General features: G+C 72.8%; 11 protein-coding genes. 3 read left to right on the top strand and 8 right to left on the bottom strand.

Going from position 1 to position 12,932, the window contains the following annotated elements; genetic code table 11:
- Positions 1–34: 34 nt before the first annotated feature.
- The 4 genes from OG286_RS37070 to OG286_RS37055 all read right to left on the bottom strand — a co-directional run bounded on the left by OG286_RS37070 (position 35) and on the right by OG286_RS37055 (position 4,478).
- The gene (locus OG286_RS37070; RefSeq protein WP_331741334.1) at positions 35–880 is read right to left on the bottom strand and encodes a carbohydrate ABC transporter permease; all 846 of its coding nucleotides are present in this window, start codon (positions 878–880) and stop codon (positions 35–37) included.
- 5 nt (positions 881–885) lie between these two features.
- Positions 886–1,878, bottom strand: a complete 993-nt coding sequence (locus OG286_RS37065; protein WP_396324792.1) for a carbohydrate ABC transporter permease — start codon at positions 1,876–1,878, stop codon at positions 886–888.
- Positions 1,875–3,146, bottom strand: coding sequence for an extracellular solute-binding protein (locus OG286_RS37060; RefSeq protein ID WP_331741330.1), 1,272 nt, complete (start codon positions 3,144–3,146; stop codon positions 1,875–1,877). Before OG286_RS37060 ends, OG286_RS37065 begins: the two co-directional genes overlap by 4 nt.
- 174 nt (positions 3,147–3,320) lie before the next feature.
- A complete protein-coding gene (locus OG286_RS37055; protein ID WP_331741328.1) occupies positions 3,321–4,478 on the bottom strand; it encodes an ROK family transcriptional regulator in 1,158 nt (385 codons plus the stop codon).
- 171 nt (positions 4,479–4,649) lie between these two features.
- On the opposite strand from OG286_RS37055, the gene OG286_RS37050 reads away from it, so the two are divergent.
- Positions 4,650–6,767: an alpha-galactosidase gene (locus tag OG286_RS37050; RefSeq protein ID WP_331741326.1), complete on the top strand. Its 2,118-nt coding sequence runs from the start codon at positions 4,650–4,652 to the stop codon at positions 6,765–6,767.
- 84 nt (positions 6,768–6,851) lie between these two features.
- Entirely contained in the window at positions 6,852–7,697 is an 846-nt protein-coding gene (locus OG286_RS37045; RefSeq protein WP_331741324.1) for an alkaline phosphatase family protein, read from the top strand.
- Positions 7,698–7,908: 211 nt separating this feature from the next.
- Here the strand turns inward: OG286_RS37045 and OG286_RS37040 are convergent, their stop codons facing one another.
- Entirely contained in the window at positions 7,909–8,733 is an 825-nt protein-coding gene (locus OG286_RS37040; protein WP_331741321.1) for an aspartate/glutamate racemase family protein, read from the bottom strand.
- 51 nt (positions 8,734–8,784) lie between these two features.
- Positions 8,785–9,039: a BBE domain-containing protein gene (locus tag OG286_RS37035; protein ID WP_396324794.1), complete on the bottom strand. Its 255-nt coding sequence runs from the start codon at positions 9,037–9,039 to the stop codon at positions 8,785–8,787.
- Positions 9,040–9,236: 197 nt separating this feature from the next.
- Here OG286_RS37035 and OG286_RS37030 point away from each other — a divergent pair, with 197 nt between their 5' ends.
- Positions 9,237–10,034, top strand: coding sequence for a CAP domain-containing protein (locus OG286_RS37030; protein ID WP_405366101.1), 798 nt, complete (start codon positions 9,237–9,239; stop codon positions 10,032–10,034).
- 173 nt (positions 10,035–10,207) lie between these two features.
- Here OG286_RS37030 and OG286_RS37025 read toward each other — a convergent pair whose 3' ends face one another.
- A complete protein-coding gene (locus OG286_RS37025; RefSeq protein ID WP_396324801.1) occupies positions 10,208–11,386 on the bottom strand; it encodes an ROK family protein in 1,179 nt (392 codons plus the stop codon).
- 72 nt (positions 11,387–11,458) lie between these two features.
- Positions 11,459–12,889 (bottom strand): xylulokinase, encoded by a 1,431-nt coding sequence (xylB, locus tag OG286_RS37020; protein WP_331741315.1) that lies wholly within the window; start codon positions 12,887–12,889, stop codon positions 11,459–11,461.
- Between the last annotated feature and the right edge of the window lie 43 nt (positions 12,890–12,932).

Below are 12,932 nucleotides of genomic sequence, written 5' to 3'. Positions count from 1 at the left end.
CGGTCCGGAGTCAAGGGGGCGGACCGGGGGCGGCTCAGCCCTTGAGTCCGCTGGTGGCGATGCCTTCGACGATGTAGCGCTGGGCGACCAGGAACATGGCCACCAGCGGTGTGACGGTCACGACGGCTCCGGCGAACAGTCCGGGCAGGTTGATGGTCTGTGAGGTGAGGAAGGTCGACAGGGCGATCTGGGCCGTCCACGCGGACGGGTCCTGGCCGATGACGAGCGGCCAAAGGAAGGAGTTCCAGCTCTCGATGAAGGCGAGCGCGCCGAGCGAAGCGAGCATCGCTCCGGACGACGGCAGCGCGATCCGGCGGTAGAGGCCGAGCCAGCCGAGCCCGTCGAGGCGTCCGGCTTCCTCGATCTCGGTGGGGAACTGGAGGTAGAAGTTGCGGAAGAGCAGGACGGCGAAGGGATTGAACAGCCCGGGTGCGATGATTCCCCACAGGGTGTTGACCCCGCCCATGGAGCCCACGAGGACGAAGGTGGGCACGAACGTCACCGAGCCGGGGATCATCAGCGTGGCCACCACCAGCGCGAGGAGGACGCCACGCCCCGGCACCGGTATCCGCGCGAGGGCGTATCCGGCGGCGGAGGCGAGGATCGTCGACACCGGGGCGGTGATCGCGGCGATCAGCAGCGAGTTGCCGAGGGCCCGGCCCATGTGCAGGGCGGGGTCGCTGAAGAGCGAGCCGAAGTTCTCCCAGTGCATGGTCGACGGCCACCAGGTCCAGTGCGGTGACGTCAGGCCCTGGGTGTCCATCAGCGCGTTGCGCAGCATCAGGTAGAAGGGCGTCAGGAACACCGCCGTCAGTAGGCCCGCCAGCGCCCCGCGCGCGCACCGGCGGAGTACCTGCGACAGCTCCCGCTTGCTTCGCATTCCGCTCACTCCTCGCCCTTGCCGAAGCCGGTGACCCGGCCCTGGAGCAGGGTCGCACCGACGATGACGGCGGTGAGCACGAAGGCTCCGGCCGATCCGAGGCCGTAGTTCTGGGCACCCATCGCGGTGTCGTAGAGATAGACCAGCGGGGTCCGGACCGGGGCCGTCGCCGCCCCGGACAGCCCGCTGTTGAACAGGTTGTAGAACTCGTCGAACGCCTGGAAGGCGGCGATGAACTGCAGCATCAGGACGGCCACCGAGGTGTTGCGCAGCATCGGCAGGGTGATCCTGCGCAGCAGGCGCAGGCCGGTGGCGCCGTCGAGTGCGGCGGCCTCGTGGATCTCCTTGGGGATGCCCTGGAGGCCGGCCAGGAAGAGCACCATGTAGAAGCCGACCTGGAGCCAGAGGCGGAGGGTGACGAGGACGACCCAGTACAGCGGCGGCGAGGTGGTCTGCAGCCACGGGACGGCGGACATGCCGAACCATCCGCCGATGGTGTTGGCGATACCGGCCGGCAGCCCGTTGAACAGGCACATCTTCCACACCAGGGACGCCGCGACGTAGGAGACGGCAGCCGGGATCAGGAAGGCGGTGCGCAGCACGGCTCGGCCGCGCCGGATCCGGTGCACCAGCAGCGCCAGCCCCAGCGAGGCGGCGAACGTCACCGGCACGATGAACAGCGTGAACAGCAGGATCTGGACGAGCGATGTGCGGAACACGGCGTCGGAGAGCAGCGCCCGGTAGTTGTCCAGGCCGACCCAGTGGCCCAGGGTGATGGTGCCGCGGGCCTCGCTGAGGCTGAGCAGGAAGCTCCAGCCGATGGCGACGTACTTGAAGACGCCCAGGCCGATCAGCAGGGGTCCGGCGAGGAGTGCGAACGCTCCCCAGGCACGCCGGTCCGCGCGGGGCCGGCGAGTGGGGGCGGCGCGCCGCGGCCCGGCTGCGGGGCGCCGGGCACGCTCGTCATGAAGCATGGCCGGAGATGCGGGCTTCGTCATGCGCGCTGTTTGTCGATCTCGCTCTGGGCCTGCTCGGCCGCATCGGCCAGAAGCCGGGCCGCATCGCCCTGCCCGCTGACGATCTTCGCCGCGGCCGCGCTGAACAGGGAGCTCACCGCGCTGTTCCAGGTGCCGGGGTTGTGCCGGCCGTACTTGGCGGCCAGGTCGACGGTCTCCTTGGCGGTGCCCTGGGCGACCTTGTCGGCGGTGGCGGCGACGGACTTGCGCGGCGGGATGTGGAAGCCGTAGCTCTCCGACCAGTCCTTCTGCAGGTCGGTCTGCTGGATCCAGAGCCACTGGACGAACCTCTTGGCCGCGTCGACGTTCCTGCCCTTGGCGTTGACGCAGCTGGTCCAGCCGCCGACGCGCACGACGGGCGTGCCACCGGCCTTGTAGGCCGGCCAGGGCAGGACGCCGAAGTCGTCACCGAGCGCGGTCTTGACGGCGGGCATCGACCAGAGACCGCCCCACTGCATCGGGACGACGTTCTGGGTGAGGGCGGCGGGATCCCACCAGTCGGTGGTGAAGCCGAGCAGCAGGGACTGGTCGTCGTGCAGGCGCTTGAGGCCGGCCACGGCCTCGGCGGCCTGCGGGGAGCCGAAGACGGCCTTGCCGTCGGCCACCAGGTCGCCGCCGTTGGACCACACCGCCATGATGGCGCTGTCTCCCAGACCGTCGTTGCCGAGGAACAGGCCCTTGGTGTTCTTGGTGGTCAGGGCCTTGGCCGCGGCGACAAGGGCGTCGAAGGTGTCGGGCGGGGTGATGCCGGCCTTGGACAGTGCGCTCTTGCGGTAGTAGAGCATCATGACGTCATCGATCATCTTGACGCCGTAGAGCTTGCCGTCGACGGTCGCCGTGTCGAGGTCGCCCTGGTTGAAGTCGGGCTTGGCACTGCCGTAGAGGTCGTCCAGCTGGGCTATCCGGCCGTGCCAGGCGAGGCTGTCGTTGAAGTCGCCGATCTCGAACACGTCCGGGGCCGCGTCGGTGAGCAGGGTCGCGTTGAGCTTGCCGGCGTAGTCGCCCGGGGTCCAGGTGACCTTGACCGCGATGTCCGGGTTGACCTTGGTGAACTCTGCCGCGTAGCGGGTGAGGGCCTGCTGGGTTCCGGCCTCGCCATAGGCGTGTGACCAGACGTTCAGGGTGGTCCTCGCCCCGCCGGAGGCCCCGCCGGTCGGGTTGCTGGTGCAGCCGACCGCTGCTCCGGCGACGAACAGGACGGATCCGCCGAGGAATCCTCTGCGGCTAAGCTGGGATGTCTGTGCGCTCACGTCGCATCCTTCGGGGCTGAGGGTGTGGGGGTACGGGTGGTTGTCCGGCGTGGCCGGTGCCCGGCGTTCACGGCTGGCAGGCGGTGACGGACATCGGTCGTGCCGGCGGCTCGGACGGGTGGTCGGCGGATCCCGGGTGCTGGGGCCGACGTCGTGACGGTTCGTCAGGGATCTTCAGGGAAGCAGGGCCTGGATGCCGACGACGGCGGCGCCGCGGGCCCATTCCTCCCACGGGAGTGGGCGCAAGGTCAGCGGGCATCTCGCCGCTGCCTTGAAGCAGTGTGCGGCGTACGCCTCCTTGATGTGCGTTCCGAAGAGGTCGTAGGTGTCGAGTCCTTCGCCGGTGACGACGACGCGCTCGGGGCCGAGCAGGTTGACCAGAGTGGCGATACCGGTGCCGATCGCGCGGCCGGCCCGGGCGAAGGCGTCGCGGGCAGCGGGCTCTCCGCCGCGGGCGAGCTGGACGGCACCGTCGAAGTCGAGGTCCGGGTCGTCGGTGGCGCGGCGGACGGTGGCGAGGATGGCGTCGCTGGAGGCGACGGCCTCGACGCAGCCGAGCTGGCCGCAGTGGCAGCGCGGCCCGGCCGGGTCGATGCTGATGTGCCCCATCTCGCCGGCGACGCCGTACGCGCCGGTGACCAGCTCACCGTTGACCACGATCCCCGAACCGATCCCGGCCCCGATCGTGACCAGCGCGAAGTACTCGGTGCCGATGCCCTCCCCGTACCAGTGCTCCGCGGCGGTAAGGGCCTTGACGTCGTTCTCCAGGGTGACGATCAGGCCGGTCGCCGCGGCGACGGTCTCGGCCAGCGGCACGTCGCGCCAGCCGGGGAGCACGGAGTAGCGGACGCGCCCCCTGGGGCGGTCCACGTCGCCGGAGACCGCGATGCCCAGGTGCCGGGTGCGGGCCCGGTACTCGGGTCTCGCGTCGAGGAGTTCGGCGACCAGGTCGGTCAGCAGCGCGCACACGGCGGCGGGGTCGCGCTCGCCCAGCGGGCGGACGGCGGTGGTGCGCATCCGGGCCCGCAGGTCGCAGACCGTGCCGAAGAGGGTGTCGGCGCTGATCTTCACACCGACGAAGAACTCCCGGTCGGGAGTCACGGCAAGCGGGTTGACGGGACGTCCGGCCCCTGGAGCGGTGCGCTCCGGGGGGAGCTCGTGCAGGTAGCCGTCGTCGATGAGGGGTCGCGCGGCCTTGGTCACAGCTGTCGAGGACAGGCCCGTCCGGCGGGCCAGCTCCACCCGGCTGAGCGGGCTCTCGGCCAGCAGCAGGGCGAGGACGGCGGTTTCGGCCGGTGCGGAGACCAGCGGCCTCGAGTGGTTTGGAAACACGGCCGCAACCTACCGGTAAATAAATAACTTCGTCCAGTATTGATTTTCCGTCAGGACGCTCCTACGCTCTGGCCCAACTCCTGGCGCTTCCAGCCTCGTTCACCATGGCAGCCGGGCCGTTCCCGGTCCGCGCCCGCCCCCAGCGTCGCTCGACACCCCTCAGGACCTCCCGTGCCTCCCACACCCCCGCCCGTATCCTTCGACGCCGCCCGCGGTCTCGCCGTCCTCCGCACCCCGAACAGCTTGTACGCGCTTCGCATCGGCGCCGACGGCAGCCCCCGCCACCTCCACTGGGGGGCGGTGATCGACACCGACGCACTGGGCGGCCTGCCCGCGGCCGCCTCACCCGCCGAGAGCAGCTTCGAGGCGGACCCGGCGCCGGACGAACTGGCCCCGCAGACCGGTGCACGGTTCGGGCCGGCCGGCCTCCAGGTGCGGTTCGCCGACGGCACCCGCGGCGCCCAGTGGTCCTTCGCCGGGCACACCGTCCGGGACGGGGAACTGCGCCTGCTCCTGGCCGACCGCCGCTACCCGCTGGCCGCCGCACTGTGCTACCGCGTCCGCCCCGGCAGTGACGTCGTCGAGCGCTGGGTGGAGCTCACCCACACCGGGGCCGGCGGCTCCGGCCCGATCGCCGTCGACCGGCTGGACTCGGCCGCCTGGACGGTGCCGGCCCTGCCCGACTACCGGCTCAGCCACCTGGTGGGCGGCTGGAACAGTGAGTTCCAGCTGCACCGTGACCGGCTCCCCGTCGCCGAGACCGTGCTCACCAGCCGCCGCGGCCTCACCAGCCACCACGCCGGCCCCTGGCTCGCCCTCGACGACGGCACCGCCGACGAGGACCGCGGCGAGGTCTGGAGCACCGCCCTGGCCTGGAGCGGAAGCTGGCGCGTCACCGTGCACCGCGACCCGGTCGGCCGGACCACCTGGACCGGAGGCTTCGGCCACGAGGGGCTCACCTGGACCCTGCAGCCCGGCGAGAGCCTGCACACCCCCGTCTTCGCCGGCCTCTACTCCGCCGGCGGCTTCGGCGCCGCCAGCCGCGCCTGGCACACGCACGTCCGCGACCACGTCCTGCCCGCCGCCGACCGCGACCGGCCCGTCGTCTACAACTCGTGGGAGGCCACCGGCTTCGACGTCGGCCAGCCCGGCCAGCTGCGCCTGGCCCGGCTGGCCGCACGAGTGGGCGCCGAGCTCTTCGTCCTCGACGACGGCTGGTTCGGCGGCCGCACCAGCGACCGGAGCGGCCTCGGCGACTGGACGCCCCGGCCCGAGGCGTTCCCCGACGGGCTGCGCCCGCTGGCCGACGAGGTGCACCGCCTGGGCATGGCCTTCGGGCTGTGGGTGGAGCCGGAGATGGTCAACCGCGACAGCGACCTCTACCGGGCCCACCCCGACTGGGTCGTCCACGCGCCCACCCGGGACGCCACCGAGCTGCGCAACCAGCTCATGCTGAACCTCGCCCGCCCCGAGGTCGAGGCCTGGGCCCACCGGACCCTGGACCGGCTGGTGCGCGACCACGACGTCGACTGGCTCAAGTGGGACGCCAACCGGGTCGTCACCGAAGCCGGATGGCCCGGCCACCCGGACCCCGACCGGCTGTGGATCGACCACACCCGCGCCGTGTACCGGATCATGGACCGCCTCCGCGCCGACCACCCCGGTCTGCGCATCGAGGCCTGCGCGGGCGGCGGCGGGCGGGTCGACCTCGGCGTCCTCGCCCACACCGACCAGGCGTGGACCTCCGACAACACCGACCCCGTCGACCGGATCGGCATCCAGCACGGCTTCAGCCAGCTCTTCCCCGCCCAGGCGATGGCCGCATGGGTCACCGACAGCCCCAACGTCGCCACCGGGCGCACCACCCCCCTGCGGTTCCGCTTCCACGTCGCCATGGCCGGCGCGCTCGGCCTCGGCGGCGACCTGACCGGTTGGACCGACGCGGAGCTCGACGAGGCCGCCGGCCTCGTGACCGTCTACAAGGAGGTCCGCCCCCTGGTCCAGCACGGCCGCCAGCACCGCCTGACCGGCCCCGGCGGAGTGACGGCCGTGCACTACGCCGCCCAGGACGGCGCCGAACACGCCGTCCTCGCCTGGCGCCCGCAGACCCGCTTCGGGCACCCGGCCGCCCCGCTGCGTCTGCCCGCCCTCGACACCGGCGCCGACTACCTCGACCTCGACACCGGGCTGATCCATCGCGGCGCGCTGCTGGTGGACCGCGGCATCGACCTGCGCCTGCCCGCCGGCGACCACGCCAGCCGCCTGATCCGGCTGCGCCGCACCGGCTGATTCCGGCCCTCCCTCAATACCTTCTCCGACCGGCCCTCCCCCCAGCCCCTTCTGCGACCCCCTCCCCGGAAGGACTCGAGCACATTGGCCACCCCCCGCGTCCTGGTCGTCGGCATCGACGGCGTGCGCCTCGACCTGCTGCCGCTGCTGGACATCCCTCACCTCGACGACCTCGCGAACGCCGGCTTCCTCGCGCCCGTCCGCATCGACGACGACACGCCGACCATGTCGGGCCCCTGCTGGACCACGATCGTCACCGGTGTCGGCGTGGCCAAGCACGGCGTCTGGGGCAACAACCTCTCCGGGCACCGCCTCGACGTCTTCCCCGACTTCACCACCCGGCTGGCCGCCGAGCGCGGGTTGCGGACCTTCGCCGTCGGCGGCTGGGAACCCCTGTTCCTGGCCCGACAGGGCGGTCCGGTCTTCGCCGCGCCGAGCAGGCTCGCCTACATCGCCCCGCGTGAGGACACCCCGGAGGCCTGGGAGGAGTGCGACGAGAGCGTGACCGCCGAGGCGGTCCGGATTCTCGGCTCCGGCGAGGACCTCGCCGCGTCCTTCGTCTACCTCGGCGCCGTCGACGAGACCGCCCACTTCCTCGGCTGCGGCCCCGAGTACCGGCGCGCCATCGAGGCGGCCGACCGGCGACTCGGAGAGCTCCTCGCCGCCGTACGGGGCCGTCCCGACGCCGACTCCGAGGAGTGGACCGTCATCGTGGTGACCGATCACGGCCACCGCGAGGAAGGCGGCCACGGCGGCCGGAGCGAGCAGGAGCGCACCGCCTGGATAGCCGCCTGCGGGCCCGGCATCACCCCGCTCACCCGGCCGGACGGCCTCCGCCACGCCGATGTCGCCGCCCACGCCTACGCCGCCCTCGGCATTCCGGCCGACCCCCACTGGACCCTGGACGGCACCGCTCTCGCCGTCCGCTGACCCGACCGAGCGGGCCGAACCCGGCGACCTCCCGACCTCGCCCGGATCCTCCGAGCGGCTGCTGCGTGAACAGCCTTCCCCGACGCCGATCACACCTGACGTCTCATCAGCCCTGGCCGGCAAGCATCGGTCCGAATCGACCCGCACAGATGCGCGCATACCCGAGAGCTCGCGCAGACAGGCGTGCAGCGGACAGGGACCGGGGGTCCGCTCAGACGACCAGGGCAGACGCCGAGGCTCGGGTGGTGGCGGAGAGGAGAGCTTCGCGAGGCACCCGCGCTGCGGCGGCCAGGGCACGGCCCACCGGGTAGGCGTGCGCGGCTGCCGGAAGTCGGCCGGGGCGACCGCTGAGTACCACGTCGATGGAGCCCGGGACGCTACGCCTGTCCCTCGTGCGGTCCAGTCGTCGCAGTACTTGGCGGGCGACTGCCTCCGCGCTGTCGTACAGGATGGTTCCGGCGGGCAGGCTCTGCAGAATCTCCGGAGCCACCAAGGGGTAGTGCGTGCATCCCAGCACCACGGCGTCGCAGTTCCGGGGGGTTCGCTCGGCTGCGTCGGCGATCGCCTCCGCTGCGGCGGCCACGTCACCGTGGTCGATCGCTTCGGCCAGGCCGGGGCACGCGACCCGTGCGACCGGCACGCCGTTCGCGAAGTCTGCGATCAGCCGTTCCTGGTAGTCACTCGCGGTGGTCCGAACGGTCGCCCATACGGCGAGGTTTCGACTGGTCGCCGCGGCCGGCTTCACGGCAGGGACGGTTCCGATCACGGGAATGCGAGGCTCGAACCTCTCGCGCAGGGCGTCGATCGCGGTGACGGTGGCGGTATTGCAGGGCACCACGATGGCCTCCGCGCCGCGCTCCGTGGCCAGATCCGCGGCGGTGAGCAGACGGTCCGTGACGAAGGAGGCGGATTTGGGTCCCCAGGGGGCGCCCTCGGGATCCAGAAGCAGGAGCAGATCGAGGTCCGGGGCAAGATGCCGAAGCCAGCCGGTCGTATGGAGAAGGCCGAATCCCGAATCGATCAACGCCACCGTCATGGGGGCCAACGTACCAGTCGGGTCTCGCCGCACACGTGGCGGCCAGGACCGTCAGCCCGGCAGGGCGATCGACTGGGCATGGTGGAACACGTTCCTGTCGCCCCAGGCCTTCTTGGCCTTCTGCAGGCGCGCGTGGTTCTGCTTGTCATCAGAGGGCCGACGCCTCTGCCCAGCCCAGGGGCATGCACCGTGAGGTGGCGGCAGCGGAGCCACCCGCCCCCAGAGGTCGTCCGGAACAAGATCAGCAGGCACCCCGACACCTTGCCGACCAAGATCGCCAAGCGCACGACCTTCGGCTTGGCTCATTCTGAAACGATCCGACTAAGTGTTATCGCCACCGCGGCCACCGGTCTCCTCTGGTGTCGGCGCACGTGGCGCCGACCGGCGGGACAGCAGGTGCGGTGTCAACACTCGCGGTGCCACTCCCAGCCGCCGGGCGAAACTAGGGAAGTCCATCTCCGCTCATGCAATCCATACGTCGCAAGCAGGGAGTGGCGGTTGTTGTGACCGTCGGGGTGATAGCAGCCGCGCTGAGCGCATGCGGCCCGGAGGCCGACGAGACGGCCGCAGGCAGGGCCGGTGTCGTGGCGGCAACCGCGGCGGGCACCGGCAACTCGCCGTCCGCAGCCGTCTCCTCGGCGGCGATCGCGTCGCCTTCGGCACCCGAGCAGGCCGGCGCCACGGCCTCGGCCACCCCGTCCCCGGCTGCGAGCACGGCGACCGCCGGCGCGTCGACCGTGCCGGCCACCAAGGCTCCTTCGAGCCCCACCGCGGCGAAGGCCCCGGGCAAGCCGCCGACCGGCGCCGCACCGAGCCCCGTCACCAAGGCGCCGACCGCCGGCACAGCGCGACCCGACACCACGGCGCCGCCCAGGACCGTACCGAGCCCCGACACCTCGGCGTCGGACTACTCGACCGGCAGCGCCGAGGCGCTCTCGCTGCGGCTGATCAACGAGGAACGCGCCCGCAACGGCGTCCCGGCCCTGGTCGTCAGGGCCGACCTGACGGACTTCGCGGTGAAGTGGGCCCAGCACATGCGCGAGACCGGTTTCGCCCACTCGGCGAACGCCTCGGGTGCCGGCCCCAGCCTCACCGGCAGCCGGACGCTGACCGGGGAGTGCATCGTGATGTGGAGCGGCGCCTCCCTGACCGGGCAACAGGCCGCCGAGCAGTTCCAGAAGATGTGGACCGAGTCGCCCGGGCACCACGCCGCACAGATCAACCCCAAGTACAAGGAGATCGGCGTCGGCCTCTACCACGACTCCACCGGCTGGTGGGGCGTGCACGAATTCGCCGGCTGAAGCCGCCGGGACGGGCCGGGCCGAACGGGGTGAGGGACGTCCGCGGTGCACGATGAGCCTGACAGGTCAGCACGGCCACCGAGAACCCACGGCTGACCGCGCGGGCCCCAGGGCTGGCCTCCTGGATCCTTGCCGGGTCCGTCGAAGTCCAAGAGACAGGCCCCGGCCTCGGATCACCCCACCGGAAGCAGGGTGGGATCCGCCATGATCCGGCGGATCGTCGTCTGCGCCGCGCCCAGCACGGGTCCGCGTCGGCCCAGGGCGGACGGGCGCAGCGCCTCCGGAGCCCAGGGCCGGACGGTGACCCGGTCGGCCAGTTCGGCACGGACTGACGGCAGCAGCCACTCGGCGAGTTCGGCGTAGGTGCCACCGAGGACGAGGCCGTCCGGGTCGATGAGGTCCACGGCGGACGCGAGGGCGAGGCCCAGGGCGCGCCCCGCGCCGTCCAGGGCCCGCAAGGTGGGCGTGTGCCCGGCACCCGCCCGCTCGACCAGCAGGGCGACCGGGTCGCCGACCTGGGCAGGGTCGTGCTGTGCGAGGCCGGCCTCCTGCAGCACGGCTGCCTGGCCCGCATACTGCTCCAGGCAGCCGCGCGCGCCGCAGGCACACTGGACGCCCTCGGGGTGGACGGGGATGTGGCCGAGTTCGCCGGCGAAGCCGCGGGCTCCCCGGAACAACTGCCCGTCGATGACCAGGGCGGCGCCGATCCCGGCTTCGGCGGAGACGTGTACGAAGGTCTCCACGGCCTGCTCGGCGTTCCAGTACTCGGCCAGGGCCCCGAGGTTGGCCTCGTTCTCCGGCTCGGGCACCGTGTCCGGGTCGGGCCAGTGGTCGGCGACTCTGACGGCGTGCCAGCCGAGGTTGGGCGCGCGCTCGACCCGTCCACCCGGTTCGTTCGGCACCACCCCGGGCACGGCGAGGACACGGCCGTCGACGCGCAGCCCGAGGGCGGCGGCCTCCGCCTCCGCCTCGGCGGCCAGCGCGGCGGCCTCCGCCAGCACCTGCCCGACCGGTCGGTCCGCGTTGGCCCGTTCGACCCGGCGCCACACCCGGGGTTCTCCGCGCAGGTCCACGACGCACGCGCCGAGGTGCGTGACGCCGATGTCCAGACCGAGGCCGGCGGGGCCCTGGTCGCTCACCGACAGCGCGCGTCCGGGGCGGCCGACCCGCCCCCCGGACGCGGTCTCTGCCTCGGTCAGCGCACCCCGCCCGATCAGCTCGTCGACCAGCGAGGAGACGGCCGCCCTGGTCAGGCCGACGCGTCCGGCGACGTCCGCGCGGGACAGCGGGCGGGAGAGCGGGCTGTGCGCGGCGACCGCACCGAGGACCCTCGAGAGGTTCCGCCGTCGCATGTCCTGTTGCGACGCGGGCCCGCTCCCCAGACCGCTCTTCGCCTTGCCGACCACTGTCACGCGCCGCCCCTCCTACCGGTCCTCGGCCGGGGCTCCCTGCAAGGCCCCGGCCCGACGCAGGGTATCGCCGATACGTTCGAGTGCGTCCGCGTCCCGTGCCACGGGCTCCAGCATCGGGCCGTCGGCGGTGCGCCAGCGGCGCGCCACGGCGTCGGCGGGCTCGCCGGTGAGCAGGGCGGCGGCTTGGGCGGCGGCGCCGAGTGCGACCAGTTCCTGCGCGTCGGGCACCCGGACGGCTCGGCCGGAGAGCCGCAGGACGGTGCGCTGCCAGGCGCGGCCACGGGCGCCGCCGCCGATCAGCAGCAGCGGCTCGTCACCCGCGAGGTCCCCGCTTCCCGCGCGCAGCACGTCGTCCAGGGCGGTGAGCAGGGCGTGGGCGGCGCCGTCGTAGGCGGCCTGCAGCAGCTGTCCCGGGGTGGTGTCGTGACGGAGCCCGTGCACCAGCCCGGAGGCTCCCGGGAGGTTCGGTGTGCGCTCGCCGTCCAGGTAGGGCAGGACGACCGCGGTGCCGCCCTCCTCGACCTCGTCGCGGCCGCGCCCGAGCAGGGCGGCGAAGCGGTCGACGGCGAGGGTGCAGTTGAGCGTGCAGGCGAGCGGCAGCCAGCCGCCGAGGGCGTCGGCGAAGCCCGCGACGGTACCGTTCGGATCGGCGGACCTGGTCCGGCCGACGGCGTAGACGGTTCCGGAGGTGCCGAGGCTGAGCACCGGCTGCCCGGGCCGCAGGCCGAGCCCGAGGGCCGCGGCCATGTTGTCGCCGGTGCCGGTGGCCACCAGCGCGCCCTGACGCAGCGGCATTCCGGGGCGCACGACGCCGGCCCCCGCGCCCGGCGGGAGGACCTGCGGCAGTAGCCCCGGGTCGAGGCCAATACGGGCGAGGATGTCGTGGTCGTAGCCGTCCGGGCCCCACCAGCCGGTTCCCGACGCGTCGCCGCGGTCGGTGACCGCCTCCCCGGTCAGCCGCTCGGTCAGGAAGTCGTGCGGGAGGCGGACGGACGCGACCCGGTCGGCGGCGGCGGGCTCGTTGGCGCGCAACCAGGCCCACTTGGCGGCGGTGAAGGCGGCAGTCGGGACGCTCCCCGTACGGCGGGCGATCTCCGCGGCGCCGATCGCGGCCGTCAAGTCGATGGCCTGGGAGGCGGATCGGACGTCGTTCCAGAGCAGCGCCGGGCGGACCGGTGCTCCGGTCGCGTCGAGGGTGACCAGGCCGTGCTGCTGGCCGGCGATCGAGACGGCGGCCGCGCGGCCCGCCCAGCCGGTTTGCGCCGCGGCCTCCCCGAGGGCCTCCCACCACTGCGCGGGGTCGCTCTCGCGGCCGCCACCCGCGCTGACGGCGTGCGGGGCGCGGCCCTGGCCCAGAACGGCGCCGGTGTCGATGTCGACGGCGAGGGCCTTGGTGGACTGCGTCGAGCTGTCGACGCCGATCACGACACGCTGCTCAGCCATGCGTTCCTCCGATGGGGGCTTCCTTCTGACGTTCCGGCATACT

Source organism: Kitasatospora sp. NBC_00039 (genome assembly GCF_045160625.1).
In the GTDB taxonomy this organism is placed as follows: domain Bacteria; phylum Actinomycetota; class Actinomycetes; order Streptomycetales; family Streptomycetaceae; genus Kitasatospora.
This window is presented reverse-complemented; position numbering and strand designations above follow the sequence as displayed.

Excerpts from the sequence above, each read along its gene's own strand:
- OG286_RS37070 (WP_331741334.1), bottom strand. The coding sequence starts at position 880 with ATGCGAAGCAAGCGGGAGCTGTCGCAGGTACTCCGCCGGTGCGCGCGC.
- OG286_RS37065 (WP_396324792.1), bottom strand. The coding sequence starts at position 1,878 with ATGACGAAGCCCGCATCTCCGGCCATGCTTCATGACGAGCGTGCCCGG.
- OG286_RS37040 (WP_331741321.1), bottom strand. The coding sequence starts at position 8,733 with ATGACGGTGGCGTTGATCGATTCGGGATTCGGCCTTCTCCATACGACC.
- OG286_RS37035 (WP_396324794.1), bottom strand. The coding sequence starts at position 9,039 with ATGAGCCAAGCCGAAGGTCGTGCGCTTGGCGATCTTGGTCGGCAAGGT.
- OG286_RS37025 (WP_396324801.1), bottom strand. The coding sequence starts at position 11,386 with ATGCGACGGCGGAACCTCTCGAGGGTCCTCGGTGCGGTCGCCGCGCAC.
- xylB (WP_331741315.1), bottom strand. The coding sequence starts at position 12,889 with ATGGCTGAGCAGCGTGTCGTGATCGGCGTCGACAGCTCGACGCAGTCC.